Annotated in this window: 27 protein-coding genes; 20 read left to right on the plus strand and 7 right to left on the minus strand. The window is 52.3% G+C overall.

Features of this window, described 5'->3' with window-relative positions:
- Positions 1-7 precede the first annotated feature (7 nt).
- The 15 genes from aroK to HBM92_RS01830 all read left to right on the plus strand — a co-directional run bounded on the left by aroK (position 8) and on the right by HBM92_RS01830 (position 14008).
- Positions 8-529 carry a shikimate kinase AroK gene (gene aroK, locus HBM92_RS01760; RefSeq protein WP_000818618.1) on the plus strand — a complete coding sequence of 174 codons (522 nt, stop codon included), beginning with the start codon at positions 8-10 and terminating at the stop codon, positions 527-529.
- Positions 530-585: 56 nt separating this feature from the next.
- Complete coding sequence (aroB, locus tag HBM92_RS01765; RefSeq protein WP_000439850.1) at positions 586-1674, plus strand: 3-dehydroquinate synthase; 1089 nt, start codon at positions 586-588, stop codon at positions 1672-1674.
- A 91-nt stretch (positions 1675-1765) separates the two neighbouring features.
- Complete coding sequence (damX, locus tag HBM92_RS01770; protein ID WP_000343172.1) at positions 1766-3052, plus strand: cell division protein DamX; 1287 nt, start codon at positions 1766-1768, stop codon at positions 3050-3052.
- Between the two features lie 106 nt (positions 3053-3158).
- The gene (gene dam / locus HBM92_RS01775; RefSeq protein WP_000742141.1) at positions 3159-3995 is read left to right on the plus strand and encodes an adenine-specific DNA-methyltransferase; all 837 of its coding nucleotides are present in this window, start codon (positions 3159-3161) and stop codon (positions 3993-3995) included.
- A gap of 17 nt (positions 3996-4012) precedes the next feature.
- A complete protein-coding gene (rpe, locus tag HBM92_RS01780) occupies positions 4013-4690 on the plus strand; it encodes a ribulose-phosphate 3-epimerase (protein WP_000816280.1) in 678 nt (225 codons plus the stop codon).
- The gene (gene gph, locus HBM92_RS01785; protein WP_001031712.1) at positions 4683-5441 is read left to right on the plus strand and encodes a phosphoglycolate phosphatase; all 759 of its coding nucleotides are present in this window, start codon (positions 4683-4685) and stop codon (positions 5439-5441) included. The genes rpe and gph overlap by 8 nt, the downstream gene beginning before the upstream one ends.
- Positions 5434-6438, plus strand: coding sequence for a tryptophan--tRNA ligase (trpS, locus tag HBM92_RS01790; protein ID WP_000165543.1), 1005 nt, complete (start codon positions 5434-5436; stop codon positions 6436-6438). The genes gph and trpS overlap by 8 nt, the downstream gene beginning before the upstream one ends.
- A 159-nt stretch (positions 6439-6597) precedes the next feature.
- Positions 6598-7503, plus strand: a complete 906-nt coding sequence (gene yhfZ / locus HBM92_RS01795; RefSeq protein WP_001254828.1) for a GntR family transcriptional regulator YhfZ — start codon at positions 6598-6600, stop codon at positions 7501-7503.
- Between the two features lie 16 nt (positions 7504-7519).
- Entirely contained in the window at positions 7520-7882 is a 363-nt protein-coding gene (locus HBM92_RS01800) for a hypothetical protein (RefSeq protein ID WP_001304923.1), read from the plus strand.
- 83 nt (positions 7883-7965) lie between these two features.
- Positions 7966-9129, plus strand: a complete 1164-nt coding sequence (locus HBM92_RS01805; RefSeq protein ID WP_000497362.1) for a YhfX family PLP-dependent enzyme — start codon at positions 7966-7968, stop codon at positions 9127-9129.
- Positions 9130-10356, plus strand: a complete 1227-nt coding sequence (locus HBM92_RS01810; protein ID WP_000090568.1) for a phosphopentomutase — start codon at positions 9130-9132, stop codon at positions 10354-10356.
- Positions 10353-11231: a phosphotriesterase-related protein gene (locus HBM92_RS01815; RefSeq protein WP_000006986.1), complete on the plus strand. Its 879-nt coding sequence runs from the start codon at positions 10353-10355 to the stop codon at positions 11229-11231. The genes HBM92_RS01810 and HBM92_RS01815 overlap by 4 nt, the downstream gene beginning before the upstream one ends.
- A 10-nt stretch (positions 11232-11241) precedes the next feature.
- Positions 11242-11595: a DUF2620 domain-containing protein gene (locus tag HBM92_RS01820; protein WP_000719728.1), complete on the plus strand. Its 354-nt coding sequence runs from the start codon at positions 11242-11244 to the stop codon at positions 11593-11595.
- Between the two features lie 11 nt (positions 11596-11606).
- A complete protein-coding gene (locus tag HBM92_RS01825) occupies positions 11607-12911 on the plus strand; it encodes a YhfT family protein (RefSeq protein ID WP_000366847.1) in 1305 nt (434 codons plus the stop codon).
- An 11-nt stretch (positions 12912-12922) separates the two neighbouring features.
- Positions 12923-14008 carry an aminotransferase class I/II-fold pyridoxal phosphate-dependent enzyme gene (locus tag HBM92_RS01830; protein ID WP_000847184.1) on the plus strand — a complete coding sequence of 362 codons (1086 nt, stop codon included), beginning with the start codon at positions 12923-12925 and terminating at the stop codon, positions 14006-14008.
- Between the two features lie 107 nt (positions 14009-14115).
- On the opposite strand, the gene HBM92_RS01835 is transcribed toward HBM92_RS01830, so the two are convergent.
- The 6 genes from HBM92_RS01835 to tsgA all read right to left on the minus strand — a co-directional run bounded on the left by HBM92_RS01835 (position 14116) and on the right by tsgA (position 21168).
- Positions 14116-14283, minus strand: coding sequence for a YhfL family protein (locus HBM92_RS01835; RefSeq protein ID WP_001031834.1), 168 nt, complete (start codon positions 14281-14283; stop codon positions 14116-14118).
- A 251-nt stretch (positions 14284-14534) separates the two neighbouring features.
- Positions 14535-15908, minus strand: a complete 1374-nt coding sequence (gene cysG, locus HBM92_RS01840; RefSeq protein ID WP_000349860.1) for a siroheme synthase CysG — start codon at positions 15906-15908, stop codon at positions 14535-14537.
- An 18-nt stretch (positions 15909-15926) separates the two neighbouring features.
- Positions 15927-16733 carry a nitrite transporter NirC gene (nirC, locus tag HBM92_RS01845; RefSeq protein ID WP_000493588.1) on the minus strand — a complete coding sequence of 269 codons (807 nt, stop codon included), beginning with the start codon at positions 16731-16733 and terminating at the stop codon, positions 15927-15929.
- 125 nt (positions 16734-16858) lie between these two features.
- A complete protein-coding gene (gene nirD / locus HBM92_RS01850; RefSeq protein WP_000084762.1) occupies positions 16859-17185 on the minus strand; it encodes a nitrite reductase small subunit NirD in 327 nt (108 codons plus the stop codon).
- Complete coding sequence (nirB, locus tag HBM92_RS01855) at positions 17182-19725, minus strand: NADPH-nitrite reductase large subunit (RefSeq protein ID WP_000049213.1); 2544 nt, start codon at positions 19723-19725, stop codon at positions 17182-17184. Before nirB ends, nirD begins: the two co-directional genes overlap by 4 nt.
- A gap of 261 nt (positions 19726-19986) precedes the next feature.
- A complete protein-coding gene (gene tsgA, locus HBM92_RS01860) occupies positions 19987-21168 on the minus strand; it encodes an MFS transporter TsgA (RefSeq protein WP_000185247.1) in 1182 nt (393 codons plus the stop codon).
- 270 nt (positions 21169-21438) lie between these two features.
- Here tsgA and ppiA point away from each other — a divergent pair, with 270 nt between their 5' ends.
- The 5 genes from ppiA to argD all read left to right on the plus strand — a co-directional run bounded on the left by ppiA (position 21439) and on the right by argD (position 24776).
- A complete protein-coding gene (gene ppiA, locus HBM92_RS01865; protein ID WP_000477225.1) occupies positions 21439-22011 on the plus strand; it encodes a peptidylprolyl isomerase A in 573 nt (190 codons plus the stop codon).
- A 104-nt stretch (positions 22012-22115) separates the two neighbouring features.
- Positions 22116-22283: a YhfG family protein gene (locus tag HBM92_RS01870; RefSeq protein WP_000736858.1), complete on the plus strand. Its 168-nt coding sequence runs from the start codon at positions 22116-22118 to the stop codon at positions 22281-22283.
- Positions 22273-22875 carry a putative adenosine monophosphate-protein transferase Fic gene (locus HBM92_RS01875; RefSeq protein WP_001280638.1) on the plus strand — a complete coding sequence of 201 codons (603 nt, stop codon included), beginning with the start codon at positions 22273-22275 and terminating at the stop codon, positions 22873-22875. Before HBM92_RS01870 ends, HBM92_RS01875 begins: the two co-directional genes overlap by 11 nt.
- A 31-nt stretch (positions 22876-22906) precedes the next feature.
- Positions 22907-23470: an aminodeoxychorismate synthase component 2 gene (gene pabA / locus HBM92_RS01880; RefSeq protein ID WP_000601853.1), complete on the plus strand. Its 564-nt coding sequence runs from the start codon at positions 22907-22909 to the stop codon at positions 23468-23470.
- Between the two features lie 85 nt (positions 23471-23555).
- Positions 23556-24776, plus strand: a complete 1221-nt coding sequence (gene argD, locus HBM92_RS01885) for a bifunctional acetylornithine/succinyldiaminopimelate transaminase (RefSeq protein WP_000963800.1) — start codon at positions 23556-23558, stop codon at positions 24774-24776.
- 66 nt (positions 24777-24842) lie between these two features.
- Here argD and HBM92_RS01890 read toward each other — a convergent pair whose 3' ends face one another.
- Positions 24843-26933 carry a YccS/YhfK family putative transporter gene (locus HBM92_RS01890; protein ID WP_001304921.1) on the minus strand — a complete coding sequence of 697 codons (2091 nt, stop codon included), beginning with the start codon at positions 26931-26933 and terminating at the stop codon, positions 24843-24845.
- Between the last annotated feature and the right edge of the window lie 29 nt (positions 26934-26962).

The following is a 26962-nucleotide window of genomic DNA, read 5'->3' on the forward strand; positions in this document are numbered from 1 at the left end:
CGAAAAAATGGCAGAGAAACGCAATATCTTTCTGGTTGGGCCTATGGGTGCCGGAAAAAGCACTATTGGGCGCCAGTTAGCTCAACAACTCAATATGGAATTTTACGATTCCGATCAAGAGATTGAGAAACGAACCGGAGCTGATGTGGGCTGGGTTTTCGATTTAGAAGGCGAAGAAGGCTTCCGCGATCGCGAAGAAAAGGTCATCAATGAGTTGACCGAGAAACAGGGTATTGTGCTGGCTACTGGCGGCGGCTCTGTGAAATCCCGTGAAACGCGTAACCGTCTTTCCGCTCGTGGCGTTGTCGTTTATCTTGAAACGACCATCGAAAAGCAACTTGCACGCACGCAGCGTGATAAAAAACGCCCGTTGCTGCACGTTGAAACACCGCCGCGTGAAGTTCTGGAAGCGTTGGCCAATGAACGCAATCCGCTGTATGAAGAGATTGCCGACGTGACCATTCGTACTGATGATCAAAGCGCTAAAGTGGTTGCAAACCAGATTATTCACATGCTGGAAAGCAACTAATTCTGGCTTTATATACACTCGTCTGCGGGTACAGTAATTAAGGTGGATGTCGCGTTATGGAGAGGATTGTCGTTACTCTCGGGGAACGTAGTTACCCAATTACCATCGCATCTGGTTTGTTTAATGAACCAGCTTCATTCTTACCGCTGAAATCGGGCGAGCAGGTCATGTTGGTCACCAACGAAACCCTGGCTCCTCTGTATCTCGATAAGGTCCGCGGCGTACTTGAACAGGCGGGTGTTAACGTCGATAGCGTTATCCTCCCTGACGGCGAGCAGTATAAAAGCCTGGCTGTACTCGATACCGTCTTTACGGCATTGTTACAAAAGCCGCATGGTCGCGATACTACTCTGGTGGCGCTTGGCGGCGGCGTAGTGGGTGATCTGACCGGCTTCGCGGCGGCGAGTTATCAGCGCGGTGTACGTTTCATTCAAGTCCCGACGACGTTACTGTCGCAGGTCGACTCCTCCGTTGGCGGCAAAACTGCGGTCAACCATCCCCTCGGTAAAAACATGATTGGCGCGTTCTACCAGCCCGCTTCAGTGGTGGTGGATCTCGACTGTCTGAAAACGCTTCCCCCGCGTGAGTTAGCGTCGGGGCTGGCAGAAGTCATCAAATACGGCATTATTCTTGACGGTGCGTTTTTTAACTGGCTGGAAGAGAATCTGGATGCGTTGTTGCGTCTGGACGGTCCGGCAATGGCGTACTGTATTCGCCGTTGTTGTGAGCTGAAAGCAGAAGTTGTCGCCGCCGACGAGCGCGAAACCGGGTTACGTGCTTTACTGAATCTGGGACACACCTTTGGTCATGCCATTGAAGCTGAAATGGGGTATGGCAATTGGTTACATGGTGAAGCGGTCGCTGCGGGTATGGTGATGGCGGCGCGGACGTCGGAACGTCTCGGGCAGTTTAGTTCTGCCGAAACGCAGCGTATTATAACCCTGCTCACGCGGGCTGGGTTACCGGTCAATGGGCCGCGCGAAATGTCCGCGCAGGCGTATTTACCGCATATGCTGCGTGACAAGAAAGTCCTTGCGGGAGAGATGCGCTTAATTCTTCCGTTGGCAATTGGTAAGAGTGAAGTTCGCAGCGGCGTTTCGCACGAGCTTGTTCTTAACGCCATTGCCGATTGTCAATCAGCGTAACAACAAGAAAGGTCAGGCCGCTTATCAAGCGGTCTATTAGCTTCAGGTTAATTGCAACGTGGTAAGCATTAACCTTTTAGTGGGGTGTTAAATGGATGAATTCAAACCAGAAGACGAGCTGAAACCCGATCCCAGCGATCGTCGTACTGGTCGTTCTCGTCAATCTTCTGAACGTTCTGAGCGTACTGAACGTGGCGAACCGCAGATCAATTTTGATGATATTGAACTTGATGACACTGACGATCGCCGTCCGACTCGTGCGCAAAAAGCGCGTAATGAGGAACCGGAAATCGAAGAAGAAATTGACGAATCCGAAGATGAAACCGTGGATGAAGAGCGCGTAGAGCGTCGTCCGCGTAAGCGCAAAAAAGCAGCCAGTAAACCCGCTTCTCGTCAGTATATGATGATGGGTGTCGGCATTCTGGTTCTACTGCTGTTGATCATCGGTATCGGTTCTGCGCTAAAAGCCCCCTCGACCTCTTCCAGCGATCAAACCGCGTCTGGCGAGAAGAGTATTGATCTTGCAGGCAATGCGACCGATCAGGCCAATGGCGTGCAGCCAGCGCCGGGAACCACGTCTGCGGAAAATACTCAGCAGGATGTTTCTCTGCCGCCGATCTCTTCTACGCCGACTCAAGGGCAAACCCCGGCGGCAACGGATGGTCAACAACGTGTTGAAGTGCAGGGTGACCTGAACAATGCGCTGACCCAGCCACAAAATCAGCAACAGTTGAACAATGTGGCGGTCAATTCTACATTGCCGACTGAACCCGCGACTGTCGCGCCTGTTCGCAATGGCAATGCATCGCGTGACACGGCGAAAACGCAAACCGCTGAACGTCCGGCCACTACGCGCCCGGCTCGTCAGCAGGCGGTGATTGAACCGAAAAAACCGCAAGCAACCGTGAAAACGGAACCGAAGCCAGTCGCACAGACGCCGAAGCGAACTGAACCAGCTGCCCCTGTGGCGAGCACAAAGGCACCGGCTGCGACTTCTACGCCAGCACCAAAAGAGACGGCGACTACGGCTCCAGTACAGACGGCATCCCCGGCGCAAACCACGGCAACACCAGCCGCTGGAGGGAAGACCGCAGGTAATGTTGGTTCGTTGAAATCGGCACCGTCCAGCCATTACACTCTGCAGCTGAGCAGTTCCTCTAACTACGACAACCTGAACGGTTGGGCGAAGAAAGAGAATCTGAAAAACTACGTTGTCTATGAAACGACGCGTAATGGTCAGCCGTGGTATGTCCTGGTTTCTGGCGTGTATGCTTCGAAAGAAGAGGCGAAAAAAGCGGTATCTACATTGCCAGCAGATGTCCAGGCCAAAAACCCGTGGGCGAAACCGCTGCGTCAGGTACAGGCCGACCTGAAGTAATCAAGGTTATCTCCCGCAATGGTTTATCATTGCGGGCGTTGCCTGAAGCGCTGGATGCTGTCGGAGCTTTCTCCACAGCCGGAGAAGGTGTAATTAGTTAGTCAGCATGAAGAAAAATCGCGCTTTTTTGAAGTGGGCAGGGGGCAAGTATCCCCTGCTTGATGATATTAAACGGCATTTGCCCAAGGGCGAATGTCTGGTTGAGCCTTTTGTAGGTGCCGGGTCGGTGTTTCTCAACACCGACTTTTCTCGTTATATCCTTGCCGATATCAATAGCGACCTGATCAGTCTCTATAACATTGTGAAGATGCGTACTGATGAGTACGTACAGGCCGCACGCGAGCTGTTTGTTCCCGAAACAAATTGCGCTGAGGTTTACTATCAGTTCCGCGAAGAGTTCAACAAAAGCCAGGATCCGTTCCGTCGGGCGGTACTGTTTTTATATTTGAACCGCTACGGTTACAACGGCCTGTGTCGTTACAATCTGCGCGGTGAGTTTAACGTGCCGTTTGGCCGCTACAAAAAACCCTATTTCCCGGAAGCAGAGTTGTATCACTTCGCTGAAAAAGCGCAGAATGCCTTTTTCTATTGTGAGTCTTACGCCGATAGCATGGCGCGCGCAGATGATGCATCTGTCGTCTATTGCGATCCGCCTTATGCGCCGCTGTCTGCGACTGCCAACTTTACGGCGTATCACACAAACAGTTTTACGCTTGAACAACAAGCGCATCTGGCGGAGATCGCTGAAGGTCTGGTTGATCGCCATATTCCGGTGCTGATCTCCAATCACGATACGATGTTAACGCGTGAGTGGTATCAGCGCGCAAAATTGCATGTCGTCAAAGTTCGACGCAGTATAAGCAGCAACGGCGGCACACGTAAAAAGGTGGACGAACTGCTGGCTTTGTACAAACCAGGAGTCGTTTCACCCGCGAAAAAATAATTCTCAAGGAGAAGCGGATGAAACAGTATTTGATTGCCCCCTCAATTCTGTCGGCTGATTTTGCCCGCCTGGGTGAAGATACCGCAAAAGCCCTGGCAGCTGGCGCTGATGTCGTGCATTTTGACGTCATGGATAACCACTATGTTCCCAATCTGACGATTGGGCCAATGGTGCTGAAATCCTTGCGTAACTACGGCATTACCGCCCCTATCGACGTACATCTGATGGTGAAACCCGTCGATCGCATTGTGCCTGATTTCGCTGCCGCTGGTGCCAGCATCATTACCTTTCATCCAGAAGCCTCCGAGCATGTTGACCGCACGCTGCAACTGATTAAAGAAAATGGCTGTAAAGCGGGTTTGGTATTTAACCCGGCGACACCTCTGAGTTATCTGGATTACGTGATGGATAAGCTGGATGTGATCCTGCTGATGTCCGTCAATCCTGGTTTCGGCGGTCAGTCTTTCATTCCTCAAACACTGGATAAACTGCGCGAAGTACGTCGTCGTATCGACGAGTCTGGCTTTGACATTCGACTGGAAGTGGACGGTGGCGTGAAGGTGAACAACATTGGCGAAATCGCTGCGGCGGGCGCGGATATGTTTGTTGCTGGTTCGGCAATCTTCGACCAGCCAGACTACAAAAAAGTCATTGATGAAATGCGCAGTGAACTGGCAAAGGTAAGTCATGAATAAGTTTGAAGATATTCGCGGCGTCGCTTTTGATCTCGACGGTACGCTGGTTGACAGTGCACCCGGTCTTGCTGCTGCGGTAGATATGGCGCTGTATGCGCTGGAGTTGCCTGTCGCAGGTGAAGAACGCGTTATTACCTGGATTGGTAACGGCGCAGATATTCTGATGGAGCGCGCATTGACCTGGGCGCGTCAGGAACGTGCGACTCTGCGTAAAACAATGGGTAAACCGCCCGTTGATGACGACATTCCGGCAGAAGAACAGGTACGTATCCTGCGTAAACTGTTCGATCGCTACTATGGCGAGGTTGCCGAAGAGGGGACGTTTTTGTTCCCGCACGTTGCCGATACGTTGGGCGCGTTGCAGGCTAAAGGCCTGCCGCTAGGCCTGGTCACCAACAAACCGACGCCGTTCGTCGCGCCGCTGCTCGAAGCCTTAGATATCGCCAAATACTTCAGCGTGGTGATTGGTGGTGATGATGTGCAAAATAAAAAACCGCACCCGGACCCGCTGCTACTGGTGGCTGAGCGGATGGGCATTGCTCCACAACAGATGCTGTTTGTCGGCGACTCACGCAATGATATTCAGGCGGCAAAAGCGGCAGGTTGCCCATCAGTTGGCTTAACCTACGGATATAACTACGGCGAGGCTATCGATCTCAGCCAGCCTGATGTAATTTATCAGTCTCTAAATGACCTTCTGCCCGCATTAGGGCTTCCGCATAGCGAAAATCAGGAATCGAAAAATGACTAAGCCCATCGTTTTTAGTGGCGCACAGCCCTCAGGTGAATTGACCATTGGTAACTACATGGGTGCGCTGCGTCAGTGGGTAAACATGCAGGATGACTACCATTGCATTTACTGTATCGTTGACCAACACGCGATCACCGTGCGCCAGGATGCACAGAAGCTGCGTAAAGCGACGCTGGATACGCTGGCGTTGTATCTGGCTTGTGGTATCGATCCTGAGAAAAGCACCATTTTTGTTCAGTCCCACGTGCCGGAACATGCGCAGTTAGGCTGGGCATTGAACTGCTATACCTACTTCGGCGAACTGAGCCGCATGACACAGTTTAAAGATAAATCTGCGCGTTATGCCGAGAACATCAACGCTGGTCTGTTTGACTATCCGGTGCTGATGGCAGCGGACATCCTGCTGTATCAAACTAATCTGGTGCCGGTGGGTGAAGACCAGAAACAGCACCTGGAACTGAGCCGCGATATCGCCCAGCGTTTCAACGCGCTGTACGGCGATATCTTTAAGGTGCCAGAGCCGTTTATTCCGAAATCTGGCGCGCGCGTAATGTCGCTGCTGGAGCCGACCAAGAAGATGTCCAAGTCTGACGATAACCGCAATAACGTTATCGGCCTGCTGGAAGATCCGAAATCGGTAGTGAAGAAAATCAAACGCGCGGTCACTGACTCCGACGAGCCGCCGGTAGTTCGCTACGATGTGCAGAACAAAGCGGGCGTTTCCAACCTGCTGGATATCCTTTCTGCGGTAACGGGCCAGAGCATCCCGGAACTGGAAAAACAGTTCGAAGGCAAGATGTATGGTCATCTGAAAGGTGAAGTGGCTGATGCCGTTTCCGGTATGCTGACTGAATTGCAGGAACGTTACCACCGTTTCCGCAACGATGAAGCCTTCCTGCAACAGGTGATGAAAGACGGCGCAGAAAAAGCCAGCGCACACGCTTCCCGTACGCTAAAAGCGGTGTACGAAGCGATTGGTTTTGTGGCGAAGCCGTAATTTAACATTAATGCCAAAAACCGGGGAAACCCGGTTTTTTTATCCTCATTTGCAATAATCCGAAAAAATGTGAAGCGCCTCGCCGTTTCCACATCTCGCTGTTGCGCCTTATCTTCAAATTCCTGAAGATATAAACATTCATTTTATTGAAAATATATTATGCGTCGAACGTTTATCAAAAAAGAAGGCGTCGTTATCACGACACTGGCCCGTTATTTGTTGGGTGAAAAGTGCGGTAATCGACTGAAAACCATAGATGAGCTGGCAACTGAATGCCGTTCATCGGTTGGCCTGACGCAGGCCGCGTTGAAAACGCTGGAATCAAGCGGAGCGATACGGATTGAACGCCGTGGGCGCAATGGCAGTTATCTGGTCGAGATGGATAACAAAGCATTGCTGACTCATGTGGATATCAACAACGTGGTATGTGCGATGCCCTTGCCCTATACCCGTTTGTACGAAGGCCTGGCGAGCGGATTGAAAGCCCAGTTTGATGGCATTCCTTTTTACTATGCGCATATGCGCGGCGCGGATATTCGCGTGGAGTGTTTACTTAACGGCGTGTATGACATGGCGGTGGTTTCGCGACTGGCGGCGGAAAGTTATCTCACGCAAAAAGGATTATGCCTCGCGCTGGAGTTGGGACCGCATACCTACGTTGGCGAGCACCAGTTGATTTGCCGTAAAGGCGAGTCCGCAAACGTGAAGCGCGTGGGGCTGGATAACCGTTCGGCAGATCAGAAAATCATGACCGATGTCTTTTTTGGCGATAGTGATGTGGAACGAGTCGATCTCTCTTATCACGAGAGTTTACAACGCATTGTTAAAGGCGATGTTGACGCGGTTATCTGGAACGTAGTGGCGGAAAACGAACTGACCATGCTGGGATTAGAAGCGACGCCGCTCACAGACGATCCGCGATTTTTACAGGCCACCGAAGCCGTGATCCTGACGCGAGTCGATGATTACCCAATGCAACAACTGCTGCGTGCAGTTGTTGATAAACATGCCCTGCTTGCTCATCAACAGCGAGTAGTCAGTGGGGAACAGGAACCCAGTTATTAAACGAAAGGCATCTGATATGGAAACCAGACTCAACCTGCTTTGCGATGCAGGCGTTATTGATAAGGACATCTGCAAAGGCATGATGCAGGTCGTCAATGTACTGGAAACAGAGTGCCATCTACCGGCGCGCAGTGAGCAAGGAACGATGGCGATGACACATATGGCGAGTGCACTGATGCGCAGTCGCCGTGGTGAAGAAATAGAGCCGCTGGATGACGAATTGCTGGCGGAACTGGCGCAATCCAGCCACTGGCAAGCCGTTGTGCAATTGCATCAGGTATTGTTGAAGGAATTTGCACTGGAAGTTAACCCGTGTGAAGAAGGCTATTTGCTGGCCAACCTTTATGGATTATGGATGGCTGCTAACGAAGAGGTTTGAAGCTCCCGATAAATCCACGTCGTACAACCTAAATATTCAAAAAAATGAATATTTAATTCAAGGAACAGAAACGAGGCAACAAGATGTTTGTAGAAGCATTGAAACGCCAGAATCCGGCGCTGATTTCCGCCGCACTAAGTTTGTGGCAGCAGGGCAAGATCGCCCCGGACAGTTGGGTGATCGACGTGGATCAAGTTCTGGAAAACGGCAAGCGGCTGATTGAGACGGCGCGGCTTTACGGCATTGAACTGTATCTGATGACCAAACAATTCGGTCGTAATCCGTGGCTGGCAGAAAAACTGCTGGCTCTGGGCTACAGCGGCATTGTGGCGGTGGATTACAAAGAGGCGCGAGTCATGCGCCGCGCCGGTTTGCCGGTAGCGCATCAGGGGCATCTGGTACAAATCCCTTGTCATCAGGTTTCTGACGCCGTTGAACAGGGAACCGACGTCATCACTGTGTTTACCCTCGACAAAGCGCGGGAAATTTCTGCGGCAGCGGTGAAGACCGGACGTGTGCAGTCTGTGCTGCTCAAAGTTTATAGCGACGATGATTTTCTTTATCCGGGGCAGGAGAGCGGTTTTGTACAGCATTCGCTGCACGAGGTGGTTGCTGAAATCCAGAATCTGCCGGGGCTACATTTGGCGGGACTTACCCATTTCCCTTGCCTGCTTTGGGATGAGGCTGCCGGGAAAGTTTTGCCGACACCGAATCTTCACACGCTGGTACAAGCACGGGATCAACTGGCGAAATCTGGTATTGCGATTGAGCAACTGAACGCACCTTCAGCGACCAGCTGCACGTCGCTGCCATTGCTGGCGGAATACGGTGTGACTCATACCGAACCCGGTCATGCGCTGACGGGCACTATTCCGGCAAATCAACAGGGCGATCAGCCTGAACGTATCGCGATGCTCTGGTTAAGTGAAATCTCCCATCATTTCCGTGGCGACAGCTACTGCTACGGCGGCGGTTACTACCGTCGTGGTCACGCGCAACATGCGCTGGTGTTTACGCCAGAAAATCAAAGAATTACTGAAACATATCTCAACGCCGTGGATGACAGCAGTATCGACTACACCCTGCCGCTGGCAGGCGAGCATCCGGTAAGCAGTGCAGTGGTGCTCTGTTTTCGCACGCAGATTTTTATCACCCGTAGCGATGTGGTGTTGGTGTCCGGTATTCACCATGGCGAACCAGAAATAGTTGGTCGTTATGACAGCCTAGGCAACCCTCTGGAGGCGTAAATGGCGCGATTTGTGGTGTTATTGATTGATAGCTTTGGCGTAGGGGCAATGAAAGATGTCACGTTGGTGCGTCCGCAGGATGCCGGGGCGAATACCTGTGGTCACATCCTGAGCCAGTTGCCGCATTTGCAGCTACCAACGCTGGAGACTCTGGGGCTAATCAACGCATTGGGTTATGCGCCTGGCGATATGCAGCCGTCAGACTCCGCAACCTGGGGCGTGGCAGAGCTGCAACATGAAGGTGGCGATACCTTTATGGGGCATCAGGAGATTTTAGGTACGCGCCCATTACCGCCGCTGCGGATGCCCTTTCGTGATGTGATTGACCGTGTTGAGCAGGCATTAGTTTCCGCTGGCTGGCAGGTTGAGCGTCGTGGCGATGATCTGCAATTTCTGTGGGTCAATCAGGCGGTTGCGATTGGCGATAATCTCGAGGCGGATTTAGGCCAGGTCTATAACATCACCGCCAATCTCTCTGTGATCTCTTTTGACGACGCAATCAAAATGGGTCGTATCGTGCGTGAGCAGGTACAGGTCGGGCGGGTCATTACATTTGGTGGCCTGTTAACCGACAGCCAGTGCATCCTCGATGCCGCAGAAAGCAAAGAAGGGCGCTTTATTGGCATCAATGCGCCGCGTTCTGGCGCCTATGACAACGGTTTCCAGGTCGTACATATGGGCTACGGTGTTGATGAAAAAGTGCAGGTGCCGCAAAAACTGTATGAAGCGGGCGTGCCAACCGTGCTGGTGGGTAAGGTGGCAGATATCGTCAGCAATCCTTATGGCGTGAGCTGGCAAAACCTGGTGGATAGCCAGCGGATTATGGATATCACCCTCAACGAATTTAACACCTATCCGACGGCGTTTATTTGTACCAATATCCAGGAAACCGACCTCGCTGGTCATGCAGAAGACGTCGCACGTTATGCGGAACGTTTGCAGGTCGTTGACCGTAACCTTGCCCGGCTTATTGAGGCGATGCAGCCAGATGATTGCCTGGTCGTGATGGCGGATCACGGTAACGATCCGACCATTGGTCACAGCCACCATACCCGCGAAGTGGTGCCAGTGCTGGTTTATCAGCAAGGGATGGTCGCTACGCAGCTTGGTGTGCGCACCACGCTTTCTGATGTGGGGGCTACCGTATGTGAATTTTTCCGCGCGCCACCGCCACAAAATGGTCGCTCTTTTCTTTCCTCCCTCCGGTTTGCAGGAGACACCCTATGAGTTTTGATCCGACGGGTTACACCCTGGCCCATGAGCATCTGCATATTGATCTCTCCGGCTTTAAAAACAACGTGGACTGCCGCCTTGATCAGTATGCGTTCATTTGCCAGGAGATGAACGACCTGATGGCCCGGGGCGTGCGTAATGTGATTGAGATGACCAACCGTTACATGGGGCGCAATGCGCAATTTATGCTCGATGTAATGCGCGAAACCGGGATCAACGTGGTGGCCTGTACCGGTTATTACCAGGACGCGTTTTTCCCGGAACATGTGGCGACCCGCAGCGTGCAGGAACTGGCGCAGGAGATGGTCGATGAAATTGAGCAGGGTATCGATGGCACTGACCTGAAAGCCGGAATTATCGCGGAGATCGGCTCCAGCGAAGGGAAGATTACGTCGCTGGAAGAGAAGGTGTTTATTGCCGCCGCGCTGGCACATAACCAGACCGGACGCCCGATCTCCACGCATACGTCGTTCAGCACGATGGGGCTGGAGCAACTGGCTCTGTTGCAAGCCCACGGAGTTGATCTTTCGCGCGTCACCGTCGGCCACTGCGATCTGAAAGACAATCTCGACAACATTTTGAAGATGATCGATCTCGGCGCGTATGTGCAGTTCGACACCATCGGCAAGAACAGTTACTACCCGGACGAAAAGCGCATTGCGATGCTCCATGCGCTACGTGACCGTGGGTTGCTGAACCGCGTCATGCTGTCGATGGATATTACGCGGCGCTCTCATTTAAAAGCCAACGGTGGTTATGGCTATGACTTTTTATTGACCACTTTTATTCCGCAATTGCGCCAGTCAGGATTCAGTCAGGCCGATGTGGATGTGATGTTACGTGAAAATCCCTCTCAATTTTTCCAATAAGGACAGACTCATGAAAAAGATTGGCGTTGCAGGCTTACAGCGTGAGCAGATTAAAAAAACCATTGAAGCGACGGCTCCTGGCTGTTTTGAAGTTTTCATTCACAACGACATGGAAGCGGCAATGAAAGTGAAATCCGGGCAACTGGATTACTACATCGGCGCGTGTAATACCGGTGCGGGCGCGGCCTTGTCGATTGCTATCGCGGTGATTGGCTATAACAAAAGTTGCACCATTGCCAAGCCGGGCATTAAAGCGAAAGACGAACATATCGCCAAAATGATCGCTGAAGGAAAAGTGGCGTTTGGCCTTTCCGTTGAGCACGTTGAACACGCGATTCCGATGCTGATTAACCATCTGAAATAAAAGGCACGACTATGGATCTGTATATTCAGATTATCGTGGTGGCGTGCCTGACGGGTATGACATCGCTTCTGGCGCATCGCTCGGCGGCCGTTTTTCATGACGGTATCCGCCCGATCCTGCCACAACTGATTGAAGGCTATATGAACCGTCGCGAGGCGGGGAGTATCGCTTTTGGTCTGAGCATTGGTTTTGTGGCCTCGGTGGGGATCTCTTTTACCCTGAAAACCGGGCTGCTCAACGCATGGTTACTCTTTCTTCCTACCGATATCCTCGGCGTACTGGCGATAAACAGCCTGATGGCGTTTGGTCTTGGTGCTATCTGGGGAATATTGATCCTCACCTGTCTGTTGCCAGTAAACCAGCTGCTGACCGCGCTACCGGTGGATGTATTAGGTAGCCTGGGGGAATTAAGCTCGCCGGTGGTTTCAGCTTTTGCACTGTTCCCGTTGGTGGCGATTTTCTACCAGTTTGGCTGGAAGCAAAGTCTGATCGCCGCCGTGGTGGTACTGATGACTCGTGTGGTGGTAGTGCGCTATTTCCCACATCTTAACCCTGAATCCATCGAAATCTTTATTGGCATGGTGATGCTGCTGGGGATCGCAATAACTCATGACCTGCGCCATCGTGATGAAAATGATATCGATGCCAGCGGTATGTCGGTGTTTGAAGAGCGTACATCACGGATTATCAAAAACTTACCGTATATCGCCATCGTGGGTGCATTGATTGCTGCCGTTGCCAGCATGAAGATTTTCGCCGGTAGTGAAGTGTCGATCTTCACACTGGAGAAAGCGTACTCCGCAGGCGTAACGCCGGAACAATCGCAAACACTAATCAACCAGGCGGCACTGGCAGAATTTATGCGCGGGCTGGGTTTTGTGCCGTTGATTGCCACCACCGCGTTAGCCACCGGTGTGTATGCAGTTGCGGGCTTTACCTTTGTTTATGCGGTGGGCTATCTCTCGCCGAATCCGATGGTTGCAGCGGTATTAGGCGCAGTGGTTATTTCGGCGGAAGTCTTGCTGCTTCGTTCGATCGGCAAATGGTTGGGGCGCTACCCGTCGGTACGTAATGCGTCGGATAACATCCGTAACGCCATGAATATGCTGATGGAAGTGGCGTTGCTGGTCGGTTCGATCTTTGCAGCAATCAAAATGGCGGGCTATACCGGATTCTCTATCGCGGTTGCCATTTACTTCCTCAACGAATCCCTGGGCCGTCCGGTACAGAAAATGGCGGCACCGGTCGTAGCAGTAATGATCACCGGCATCCTGCTGAATGTTCTTTACTGGCTTGGCCTGTTCGTTCCGGCTTAAGGAAGGCACCTATGAAGACGTTTCCTCTGCAAAGCCTGACGCTTATTGAGGCGCAGCAAAAGCAGTTTGCGCTGGTGGACACGATTTGCCGTCATTTTCCTGGCTGCGAGTTTCTTACCTGCGGTGATTTGGGCTTAACGCCGGGGCTAAATCAGCCCCGCATTACCCAGCGTGTGGAACAGGTGCTGGCTGACGCGTTTCACGCACAGGCCGCGGCGCTGGTACAGGGCGCGGGTACTGGCGCGATCCGTGCGGCACTGGCGGCTTTGCTCAAATCGGGGCAGCGTCTTCTGGTGCATGACGCGCCTGTTTACCCGACGACACGGGTTATTATTGAGCAGATGGGGCTAACGCTCATTACGGCTGATTTCAATGATCTGTCGGCACTGAAGCAGGTTGTTGACGAGCAACAACCTGATGCCGCGCTGGTGCAGCATACGCGCCAGCAGCCGCAGGACCGCTATGTGCTGGCAGACGTGCTGGCAACGTTGCGCGCGGCAGGTGTTCCAGCGTTAACCGATGACAACTATGCGGTGATGAAGGTAGCGCGAATCGGCTGCGAATGCGGGGCGAATGTGTCGACATTTTCCTGCTTCAAGCTGTTTGGGCCAGAGGGCGTTGGTGCGGTGGTAGGCGATGCCGATGTTATTAGCCGGATTCGCGCCACGCTCTATTCCGGCGGCAGTCAGATTCAGGGGGCGCAGGCATTAGAGGTGTTGCGTGGTCTGGTGCTCGCGCCAGTGATGCACGCGGTGCAGGCGGGGGTATCTGAACGGTTGCTGGCTTTGCTTAACGGCGGCGCGGTGGCGGAAGTGAAAAGCGCCGTCATTGCCAATGCACAGTCGAAGGTATTGATTGTGGAGTTTCATCAGCCGATTGCCGCCAGAGTGCTGGAAGAGGCGCAGAAACTCGGTGCCTTGCCTTACCCGGTTGGTGCAGAGTCGAAATATGAAATCCCGCCGCTCTTTTATCGACTTTCCGGAACGTTTCGCCAGGCGAATCCGCAGTTAGAACATTGCGCGATTCGCATTAACCCAAATCGCAGCGGTGAAGAGACGATATTGCGGATCTTGCGTGAAAGTATTGCCAGCATTTAATCGTTGTAAACGATATTTTTGAAAAGAATGCAGAAACAAATACGCCCTCGGGTAATCTCGAGGGCGTCAGGCAATTAAACCGGCGTTAGCCGATTTCTGTCAATGGCTTACTGTGCAGTCGGACCGCAACCGCCAATGATTTTAGAAATAGAAATAGCCGGGTGCAGCAGGTAGTCGTAAGAGCAGTTCTTATCACGGTTTTCAATATGACCAGTACATGCAGTTAACGTAGCCAGTACTGCGCCTACCAGTGCAACTTTAATAAATTTGTTCATTTACATTCCCTATGTATTATATATTAATTAACATTCATTGATTATATGAATATAAGCAGACTGCTCATTAAGAACGATACAGAAATATTCAATTAGCGTCAGTGAGCGATTGATTTAATTTTGTAAGTCGCTGTAACGGTGAAAATAACCCATTAGCAGACAATATTTATTAAGGGGTTATGTTTTTATCTGCTGAATATATAAAGAGAGTTGTAAACGAAAAAGGCCAGACTTCTCTGGCCCTGGTTAAATTAATGGTTAGAGAACCAGTTCAATTTATCGCGCAGGCCAACAACCCGACCAATAATAATTAGCGATGGACTGTTCATTTGCTGCGCCAGTTCGCCCAGCTGCGTGAGCGTACCGTCAATCACGCGCTGCGTGACTGCCGTTCCGTTTTCGACAATTGCCACCGGCATTTCACCAGGCATACCGTATTCAATCAGCTTTTGCTGAATAGTTGCAGCCTGATTCAGCCCCATATAAAACACCAGCGTCTGTTTTTCTGCCGCCAGGTTTTCCCAGTCCAGCTCGCCACCGGTTTTTAAGTGTCCAGTAATTAAGCGTACGCTCTGGGCATAATCGCGATGCGTGAGCGGAATACCCGAATAGGCAGAGCAACCAGAAGCTGCGGTAATACCCGGAACCACCGAGAATGGAATACCCGCGTTGCACAGTGTTTCCAGCTCTTCTCCGCCACGCCCGAAAATAAACGGATCGCCGCCTTTCAGACGCACCACGCGTTTACCTTTTTGCGCTTCCCGCAGCAGGATCTGGTTAATCTCTTCCTGCGGTACGCAGTGGTATCCCGCGCGTTTGCCGACGAAAACGCGATCAGCATCGCGGCGTACCAGATTCATAATATCGTCAGAAACCAGACGGTCGTAGACCACCACATCTGCCTGCTGAATTTGTTGCAGACCTTTCAGTGTCAGCAGTCCGGCATCGCCCGGACCTGCACCAACCAGCACCACTTCACCGCGATGGTCGAGCGGTTCGTTGATTAACTGTTCGGTGGTTTCAGTAATGGCTTTCTGATCGTTGTTGGCCAGCGACTGCGCCAGGCGGTCGTTAACGAATAATTTCTCCCAGAAACGGCGACGCTCACCCATCGTGGCGAACTGTTGTTTCACTCGCCCGCGTAATTGCCCGGCGTATTTCGCTACCTGGCCCAGATGTAACGGCAGCAGTGATTCGAGTTTTTCGCGCAACAGGCGCGCCAGAACCGGAGAGGTGCCGCCAGAGGAGACCGCTACCATGAGCGGCGAGCGGTCAATAATCGACGGCATAATAAAGCTGGCGGCTTTCGGCGCATCGACCACGTTACAGAAGATGCGACGAGCTTCAGCGGCTTCGCTGACGCGCTGGTTAAGCGCGTCATCATCTGTCGCTGCAATCGCCAGCCAGCAGGTGTCGAGAAGGCTTTCATCAAATGGCCCTTCGACGAGGGTTAACATGCCTGCATCTGCCCATGCGGTGAACTGTGGAATAAACGCTAATGCATTCACCGTTAAGCGAGCGCCTGCGTCTAACAGCAACCTTGCTTTGCGTTCCGCGACATCACCACCGCCGACAATCAGACAGTCGCGATCGCGTAATTGGCAAAATATAGGCAAATGATCCACGTAAAAACCCCTTAGTAATTAACCGGCAGCCGTTTCAGTTTGATTAAATTTGTCCGCAACCGGACGATTCGCTTTCGGCGTAGCATACCAATAACCCAATCCCATGAATACGGCACCCGATAAAGTATTACCCAGCGTCACCCACAGCAGGTTATGACCAATGCCCGCCAGCGTGTAGGCTTCGCTGTGGTTGCCGAACCAGGAGAGTGCGAACAGCGTCATGTTAGCGATGGAGTGCTCGTAGCCGGACGCGATAAATGCCAGCAAACACCACCAGATAGCGATAAATTTCGCCGCCCCTTCAGTGCGCAGCGCCATCCAGATTGCCAGGCAAACCAGCCAGTTACACAATGCACCTTTGAAGAACAGTACCATTGCCGGTGCAGTGGTTTTAGCCAGCGCAACGGAGTGAACGATGCTGGTATCTACCGGCAGCAGGCTACCGCCGCCCCAGCTATAAAGCATGGCAACGAAGACGGAACCGACCAGGTTACCCAGCCAGGTTTGCGGCAGGATTGCCCACATTTGCCCGTGGCTGATGGTGCCCGCTTTCACCCCAAAGGTGAGGAACATGGTGTGTCCGGTGAACAATTCAGAACCGGCGATAATCACCAGCGTTAAGGCGATACCAAAGGTCGCGCCCATCACCAGAGGACGTACGGACGGGTCGAGCAAATTACCGAGCGTGAAAATCAGGATGATCCCAAGACCCACATACGCGCCCGCCATCGCGGAGCTGACCCAAAAGCCGAGCGGGTTATTTGCCGACAGGCGTGCAATGCGCGCAGCGTTAGCCGCACACTTAGTAATAGTGTCTGTAAACATTTGATTATCCTTTAAAAAATAAAAACAAAAAATAAAACAAAAAGTTTAAAAAATGTCCTGCAATATACCGAAGGTTATTACAGGACCATGCAAAAAGGGGAGGCATTGCGCCTCCCGTTAAAATATTAACCGCGCAGCTGTACCACGCCGTCTTTCACTCGCGCGTCGTAATGCTTGACGGAAAACTGTTCGTCTTCCATGCACAAGCCGTCGCTTAAGCGAAAACGCTGCTTTTTCAGCGGACTGGCGACCCACAGCTCGCCCTGGTGTTCCGCAATCAACCCGCGTGACAGCACGCTGGACTCGAAGAACGGGTCGATGTTGCTGATCGCAAACACCTGATCGCTGTGATACGGGCGGAAAATTGCTACTTGTTCGTCACCTAACAGCGCGCAGACGCCGGTTTCAGGCAGGATGTCATCGATTTTGCAGATGTCTTTCCACTGGCTCATGCGTTGTCCTCCACCAGAGTTACCGGGATACGTTCATACGGCGTTGCCGGACGGTGCTGTTCGCGCTCTGGCACCATCTGCACGTTCGGGTCACGCTTGTCGCTGTTGATGAAGTGTTTGAAGCGAGTCTGCGCAGACGGCGTATTGACCGTTTCAGTCCATTCGCACACTACCGCTTCCCGCAGGCGCGCCATCTCTTCTTCCAGATGAGCGTTCAGCCCCAGTTTGTCGTCAATGATCACCGCTTTCAGGTAATCGATGCCACCTTCGAGGTTTTCTAACCACGGCGCGGTACGCGTCAGTTTGTCGGCAGTACGGATGTAGAACATCATGAAGCGGTCGAGATATTTGATCAGCGTTTCGCGATCGATATCCGCTGCCAGCAGATCCGCATGACGCGGTTTCATGCCGCCGTTACCGCAAACGTACAGGTTCCAGCCTTTTTCGGTGGCGATAATACCCACGTCTTTACCCTGAGCTTCTGAACATTCACGGGTACAGCCGGAGACACCGAACTTCATTTTGTGCGGCGTACGGATGCCTTTGTAACGGTTTTCCAGTTCCACGCCGAGGCCGACGCTGTCGCCAACACCGTAGCGGCACCAGGTGCTTCCCACGCAGGTTTTCGCCATACGCAGTGCTTTCGCATAGGCATGACCGGTTTCGAAGCCGGCTTCAATCAGTTGACGCCAGATCTCTGGCAGATCGTCTTTCTGTGCGCCAAACATCGCCAGGCGCTGAGAGCCGGTGATTTTGGTGTAGAGATTAAATTCACGCGCGATACGACCCACTGCCATCAGCCCTTCCGGGGTGATTTCACCGCCCGGAGAACGCGGGATCACCGAGTAGGTGCCGTCTTTCTGGATGTTCGCGAGGAAGTTGTCGTTAGAATCCTGCAGCGGAGTATGTTCCGGCTTCAGAATGTATTCGTTCCAGCAGGAGGCCAACAGCGAACCGACGGTCGGTTTACAAACTTCACAACCGTAACCTTTGCCGTGTTTCGCCAGCAGTTCTTCGAAGGTTTTAATGCCTTCAACGCGGATCAAATGGAACAGTTCCTGACGCGAATAAGCAAAGTGTTCACACAGGTTGTTGTTAACTTCGATACCCTGTTTCGCCAGTTCCGCGTTCAGTACCTGAGTGACCAGCGGAATACAACCGCCGCAGCCCGTACCGGCTTTGGTTTCGGCTTTCAGCGCCGCAACGGTGTGGCAGCCTTTGTTGATAGCAGCAATCAGGTCGCCTTTGGTGACGTCGAAGCAGGAGCAGATTTGCGCGCTGTCCGGCAGTTTATCAACACCGATAGACGGCTTACCGCTACCCGAGTGCGCTGGCAGGATCAGGGAATCCGGGTTTTCCGGCAGCTCGATAGCGTTCAGCACCAGTTGCAGCAGGTTGCCGTAGTCGCTGGTATCGCCCACCAGTACCGCACCGAGCAGGGTTTTGTTGTCTTCGCTGACAATCAGGCGTTTGTAGATCTCTTTGCTTTCGTCGAGGTAAACGTAGCTACGTGCGCCAGGCGTGCGACCGTGCGCATCACCAATACCGCCTACGTCTACGCCCAGCAGTTTCAGCTTGGCGCTAAGGTCTGCACCTTCAAAGGCGTTTTCGCTACCAAGAATATGGTCAACGGCGACCTGCGCCATTTTGTAGCCTGGTGCTACCAGACCAAATACACGGTTGTTCCAGCTTGCGCATTCACCGATGGCGTAGATATCCGGATCGGAAGTCTGGCAGGAATCATTTATGACGATACCCCCACGCGGAGCAACGTCCAGACCACACTGGGTTGCCAGCTTATCGCGCGGACGGATACCGGTAGAGAAGACGATAAAGTCGACTTCCAGTTCGCTGCCGTCGGCAAAACGCATGGTTTTACGCGCTTCAACACCTTCCTGCACAATCTCAAGAGTGTTTTTGCTGGTGTGAACGCGCACGCCCATACTTTCGATTTTGCGACGCAGCTGCTCGCCGCCCATCTGATCAAGCTGTTCCGCCATCAGCATAGGGGCAAATTCGATAACGTGGGTTTCAATGCCTAAGTTTTTCAGCGCGCCAGCAGCTTCCAGACCTAACAGGCCGCCACCAACAACGGCACCGCGCTTGCTGCGACGAGCGCAGGATTCAATGGCGTTGAGGTCTTCAATGGTGCGATAGACAAAGCAGTCCTGAGTATCAGAACCTTTAATTGGCGGGATCCACGGGTAGGAACCGGTCGCCATGATCAGCTTGTCATAAAAAACGGTACGTCCGGCGCTGGAGTGAATCACCTTCTCCTGACGGTTGATGGTGATAGCGCGTTCGCCGACCAGAACTTTGATGCCGTGTTTCTCGTAGAAGCCTTCGCGCACCAGCGACAGCTCTTCGGCGGTGTGGTGAGAGAAGTAAGACGAGAGGTGTACGCGGTCATAAGCGATGCGCGGTTCTTCACAGAAAACGGTAATATCAAAGTTGGCCGCATCAGATTTATCAAGAAGATCTTCGATAAAGCGATGGCCGACCATACCGTTACCGATAATTGCGAGTCTGACTTTGCTCATTTTTGCCTCGATTTCTTTTCTATTACCGCCTACCTTAACGATTCAGCAACCCCGCTTATTGATGTAAATCAAATTCACCTTTATATACTCCTTAAGGGGTATATTGCTGATTTGTATAAATTTTCTTAAGTCACGGAATTGTCTGATATTTCATGTTTGTGCAAAAAACAGACAAATTGAACGGATTTATAGAAATAGATGTACGTAGCAGAGTAAGAGAGGAAAAGGCCGGACGACGATAGTGCCGCCCGGCATGAACAATTAATGAGAGGTCAGGGTGTTATGCTGACGGTGACGGCTGACGAAACCTAACAGGAAGCACATCACAAAGACGACAGCGTACAGACCGTTTGCCGTCAGCAGCGCCGCCTGCGGACCACTATGTTCAACAATCGGGCCGGTAACCACAAAGGTCAACATAGTACCGATGGTCCCGCAGGTCAGGACAAAGTTAACCAGTTTTGGCGACGGTACTTTGGTCTGCTGTGAACCCAGGGTGATGATGGTGGTATAGATCGCGCTGGAGAAGAAGCCCAGGGCGAGAATTGACCACGCCATATGTGCCGGTGTTCCGGTGTTAAAGACGTACATCAGAATCGCAGCCAGACCAGCCAGTACGGTCAGAATGCGCTGCAAATCAAAGAAGCGAAGAATAAAGCTGAACGCCCACATGCCGACCATGTACGACATCCAGAAGTTACTTACCAGCGTGCCAGCGTCATTCAGGCTCATACCCAGACCTTTGGCATATTCTGGCACCCAGGAGATAAAACCTAACTGACCGAGGATGTAGCACAGCGCCGCAACAGAGAGAAACAGTACGCCGATCCCCCACTTTTCTTTCTCTACCGGAGCATCCGTTTTTGGCGCATGTTTGCCCAGCGCCGGGAACTCACAGCCGAAGGTCAGAATAAAAATAGCGACATATACCAGCCCGATGCAGGCATAAACCCAGTACCACTCAATGCTACGTGCCAGCAGAAACGCGGCGATCATTGGGAAAATCATCCCGGCCATACTGAAGAAGGAGTCGGTAAATAACAGGCGTGAACCGCGCTGACGTCCTTCATACATTTGTGTTACCAGGAATGTACCAATCGACATGGTGATGCCGCTGACCACCCCGAGAATGAACATCGCCGCCGAGAACAGCGCCAGGCTGTGGCTGAACATCAAACCGGCAACCGCCAGCACCATCAGGAGAAAGCCAAAACGTAACTGCGTTTTCAACGGGACGATTTCCATCAGCCAGGCGTTGAGGAAGATAGAGATTAAAATGCCGGCATTGAGGAAGGTGAAGGTGTTACTCATGCTGGAAACAGGCAGATTGAAATAATCGGCGATATTTCCCATCACCATCCCGGTGACAATAACCAACGCACCGGTCAGTGCGTAGGAAAGAAAGCTAATCCATGTGAGCTTGATGCGATTGCTGTTAGTCATGATTGGCCTGCGTTCAAAAATAAAATGGCATAGCGGGCTATGCCGCGAGCGGGCGATTTTAGGCGATTTTGTGATCTGATTAAATGTTTTATTGCAATCGGTTGCTAAATTGCATTTTAAGAGGTGATTTTGGTCACGGAATAAAAAGTTATCCTCAGGTTACATATATTTCAGATACGTAAAATTAGGTAAAGGGATGGCCTTGTTCTTGAAGGCTATTTAGAATCTCTTCACTTGCTTTTTTTCTGCTCTGTTTGTTAAGGAAATCTCATGTTCAAATCGACCCTGGCGGCGATGGCTGCTGTTTTCGCCCTTTCTGCTCTTTCTCCCGCAGCAATGGCAGCGAAAGGGGACCCGCACGTATTGTTGACAACCTCAGCTGGTAACATCGAACTGGAGCTGGATAAACAAAAAGCGCCAGTGTCTGTGCAAAACTTTGTCGATTATGTGAACAGTGGTTTTTATAACAACACGACCTTTCACCGCGTCATTCCTGGCTTTATGATTCAGGGCGGCGGTTTCACCGAGCAGATGCAGCAGAAAAAACCAAACCCGCCAATCAAAAATGAAGCTGATAACGGCCTGCGCAACACGCGTGGCACCATCGCGATGGCGCGTACCGCTGACAAAGACAGCGCCACCAGCCAGTTCTTTATCAACGTTGCCGATAACGCCTTCCTTGACCACGGTCAGCGTGATTTCGGTTACGCGGTATTTGGTAAAGTGGTGAAAGGCATGGACGTTGCCGATAAGATTTCCCAGGTGCCGACTCATGACGTTGGTCCGTACCAGAATGTGCCGTCAAAACCGGTAGTTATCCTTTCCGCTAAAGTCCTGCCGTAATGATTTCTCGCGCGGGCAATCTTGCCCGCGCTTCTGCTCTCCCGGCGTAACCCGGATTTGCCGCTTATACTTGTGGCAAATGGACACGTTCAGGGAGGCATCAAGTGAAGAAACTCACCGATAAGCAAAAGTCCCGTCTCTGGGAGCTTCAGCGTAATCGTAATTTCCAGGCCAGTCGCCGTCTTGAAGGCGTCGAGATGCCTTTAGTCACTCTTACTGCCGCAGAGGCTTTAGCGCGTCTTGAAGCGCTGAGGAGGCACTATGAGCGATAAATTCGGCGAAGGGCGCGATCCGTATCTTTATCCAGGCCTTGATATCATGCGTAACCGGCTGAACATCCGCCAGCAGCAGCGGCTGGAACAGGCCGCTTACGAAATGACGGCGCTGCGTGCTGCGACCATTGAACTTGGCCCGTTGGTTCGGGGTTTACCGCATTTGCGCACTATCCATCGCCAGCTGTATCAGGATATTTTCGACTGGGCGGGGCAACTGCGCGAAGTCGATATTTATCAGGGCGATACGCCGTTCTGCCACTTTGCTTATATCGAAAAAGAGGGCAATGCCCTGATGCAGGATCTGGAGGAAGAAGGTTATCTGGTTGGCCTGGAGAAAGCGAAGTTCGTCGAGCGGCTGGCGCATTACTATTGTGAAATCAACGTGCTGCATCCCTTCCGGGTGGGAAGTGGTTTGGCACAGCGGATCTTCTTCGAGCAACTGGCGATTCATGCCGGATATCAACTGAGCTGGCAGGGTATCGAAAAAGAGGCCTGGAATCAGGCAAATCAGAATGGGGCAATGGGGGATCTCACCGCGCTGCAGATGATATTTAGCAAAGTGGTAAGCGAAGCCGGGGAATCTGAGTAAAATAGCGCGGTTCTTTCGTACCGGAGCCGCCATGATCCTGCTTATTGATAACTACGATTCTTTTACCTGGAACCTCTACCAGTACTTTTGTGAACTGGGGGCGGATGTGTTGGTTAAGCGCAACGATGCGTTGACGTTGGCGGATATCGACGCCCTTAAACCACAAAAAATTGTCATCTCACCCGGCCCCTGTACGCCAGATGAAGCCGGGATCTCCCTTGACGTTATTCGTCACTATGCCGGACGCTTGCCGATTCTTGGCGTCTGCCTCGGTCATCAGGCAATGGCGCAGGCATTTGGCGGCAAAGTTGTGCGCGCCGCAAAGGTCATGCACGGCAAAACCTCGCCGATTACACATAATGGTGTGGGCGTATTTAAGGGGCTGGCAAATCCACTCACCGTGACACGCTACCATTCGCTGGTGGTGGAACCTGACTCATTACCGGAGTGCTTTGAAGTGACGGCCTGGAGCGAAACCCGCGAGATTATGGGGATTCGCCATCGCCAGTGGGATCTGGAAGGTGTGCAATTCCATCCAGAAAGTATTCTTAGCGAACAAGGACATCAACTGCTGGCTAATTTTCTGCATCGCTGATTTCTGATTGCCATTCAGTGATTTTTTATGCATATTTTGTGATTATAATTTCATATTTATTTATGCGTAACAGGGTGATCATGAGATGGCAATTGAACAAACAGCAATTACACGCGCGACTTTCGATGAAGTGATTCTGCCGATTTATGCTCCGGCAGAGTTTATTCCGGTAAAAGGTCAGGGCAGCCGAATCTGGGATCAACAGGGCAAGGAGTATGTCGATTTCGCGGGTGGCATTGCAGTTACGGCGTTGGGCCATTGCCATCCTGCGCTGGTGAACGCGTTAAAAACCCAGGGCGAAACTCTGTGGCATATTAGTAACGTTTTCACCAATGAGCCGGCGCTGCGTCTTGGCCGTAAACTGATTGAGGCAACGTTTGCCGAACGCGTGGTGTTTATGAACTCCGGCACGGAAGCTAACGAAACCGCCTTTAAACTGGCACGCCATTACGCCTGTGTGCGTCATAGCCCGTTCAAAACCAAAATTATTGCCTTCCATAACGCTTTTCATGGTCGTTCGCTGTTTACCGTCTCGGTGGGCGGGCAGCCAAAATATTCCGACGGCTTTGGGCCAAAACCGGCAGACATCATCCACGTGCCTTTTAACGATCTTCACGCAGTAAAAGCCGTGATGGATGACCATACCTGTGCGGTGGTGGTTGAGCCGATTCAGGGCGAGGGCGGCGTGACGGCAGCGACGCCAGAGTTTTTGCAGGGCTTGCGCGAGCTGTGTGATCAGCATCAGGCATTATTGGTGTTTGATGAAGTGCAGTGCGGGATGGGGCGGACCGGCGATCTGTTTGCTTATATGCACTACGGCGTGACGCCGGATATTCTGACCTCTGCGAAAGCGCTAGGCGGCGGCTTCCCGGTTAGCGCCATGCTGACCACGGCGGAGATTGCTTCCGCGTTTCATCCTGGTTCTCACGGTTCCACCTACGGCGGTAATCCTCTGGCCTGTGCAGTAGCGGGCGCAGCGTTTGATATCATCAATACCCCTGAAGTGCTGGAAGGTATTCAAGCGAAACGCCAGCATTTTGTTGACCATTTGCAGAAGATCGATCAGCAGTACGATGTGTTTAGCGATATTCGCGGTATGGGGCTGTTGATTGGCGCAGAGCTGAAACCACAGTACAAAGGTCGGGCGCGTGATTTCCTGTATGCGGGTGCAGAGGAAGGCGTAATGGTGCTGAATGCCGGGCCTGATGTGATGCGTTTTGCGCCGTCGCTGGTGGTGGAAGATGCGGATATCGATGAAGGGATGCATCGTTTCGCCCACGCGGTGGCGAAGGTGGTTGGGGCGTAAATAAGACGCATCAGGCAAAAGATGTCGGATGCGGCGTGAACACCTCATCCGATGGTTTAGCCTGTATTACGCCTTCGAATCCCGCAACTTGCGACTCAGCCAAATCCCGTGATGCGGTCGCTGCCGCCATGCCATCGACGAAATGGTGTGCATGGTGTTCAGATGACCAATAACCCGTTGTAAATGCTGCTCCAGCGTACCTGCCGCGCCTTCGTGCGGCTGCATCTCCGGCGCATCCATGATATTGGCATCGCCAGAACTACCCGGTTCGTCATACTCCAGTCGCTGCTGACAACGCTGAATGGCGATTTCACAAGACTGTAAATACTCTTGTGCCAGTTCCGGTGGCAATGCCCGGTGTTCCCGCGCCAGCGTGGTCATGGCATTAATATGCTCAACAATAAACTGGCTGTGCGTTACCCACAGTTTCATATCTGCCAGATAATGGCTGTTAAACGCCGGTTCCTGCATCGCCTGATTCAATGAGTTATACAGAGTGTTATGCGCCTGATTTACCCGCATTCGCTGCCAGGCCAGTGGCGTAGGTTGCGGGTCCTCGCTCAGAATCAAGCGAATCGCGTCCTGATAGGCTTCTAAAGCGTCATGGGCGTTCTTACGCAATAACCCGCTCTGCCACTGCGGCCACAGCCAGACAGTACCGCCGAAAGCAATTAAACAACCAATAATGGTATCGATAAGACGCGGAAGGATGTACTGCTCACCGTTCAGCCACAACAGTTGCAGGGTATACACTGCGGTAATAGTAAAACCGACCGTCGCCCAGCCGTAGTTTTTGCGCAATATCAGGTAGCTGGCGAGGGTGGTAATCAGCATCAAGGTCAGGGTGTAACCTTCGGGAATTTTAAAGTGTAGCGTCACGCCTGCAATGATTAACCCGACCACGGTTCCCACGGAGCGATTTACAATCCTCAGACGGGTTGCGCCATAGCCATTTTGCGTCACCAGCAATACTGTCATCAGGATCCAGTACGACTTCGGCAGATGAAGCGCGGTGCCCATCAGGCTGGCAACGCTTAACATCACACTGAGTCGTCCGGCATTGCGTAGCGCTGGAGACTTTAGTGACAGATAACTTTTCAGCGCCGGAAGTAATGGCATTCGCCGCTGTTTATCGGCCAGTAAGTCACGGGCATAGAGCGGTTTTTGGGTGCGCAGCACACGAGCAATGCGGCTGAAATGCCAGTAGCAGAATTGCCCAACCGGATTATCCGGGTGTTGGCGGGCGATTTTTTCCAGTGCGCCAATTTGCTTTTCCATCGTAAAACGCGTTGGCAGGCGATGGTAAAGAATGTCATCAGCCAGCACGCGCAGGCGAGCGGCGACGGTTTGCGCATTCCAGCGGATAACTTCTTCCGCATGGCTACGCTCGACCAGCTTTTGCACCTCTTCCGGCTGATGCAAACTGACCGAAATATGTTCCTGCAAATCCAGCGCCTCCTGGAAAATACGCAGCATCCGCTTGTAATCGGTATTATTTTGCGCGGAAAGCATATGCATTTGCTGATAGCACTGGGTAATTAGATCGACCGCTTTTTGCTGGCGCACCAGCAGCGGCGGCAGCGCTTTATCAGGGTCGGTGTGCTGGGTAAGCAGGCTGTATTTGGCTTCACAGTAATCTGCCAGTTCACGGTACAGCAGACTTAGTGACTCGCGTAGCGGTTGTTCGCGCCAGATCCAGAACCAAAACCAGTTAAACAATCCGTACCACAAAGTGCCCAGCGCATAGATGAGCAACGGTTCCCAGACCGGCATGTATCCCGCCAGACTGAGGGTAAAAATGGCAGCGAGCAGCGATGCGGGAAGCAATTTTGCGTGCAATGGCCCCAGTTCAGCAGTGACGCCAAGTACCAGCGTTAATCCGGTCAGCAAAAAGGGCAGGGGAACATCTTTTGCCAGTAGCACCTGTGTCAGCAAGCTACAGGTGGCAAACAGCGACGCACCAATGATTAAGCGTTTGAAAAAACGTTTATGAGGCGTATCAAGGCCCGCAATATTGCAACAGGCAGGAACGAGGGAGAAGAGCAGGCCGAATCGTAATTCGCCAAGCATTAACCCAACGGCCACGGGCAAACATAGCACCAGCGTTTGTCGAAGTGCATAGTTGATATCGGGGTGATAAATCAGTCTGCGCCACATCGGGGGAAACAAAATGGCGCGCTACCAGG

This window comes from Escherichia sp. E.sYA108 (assembly GCF_011754335.1).
GTDB lineage: Bacteria > Pseudomonadota > Gammaproteobacteria > Enterobacterales > Enterobacteriaceae > Escherichia > Escherichia coli.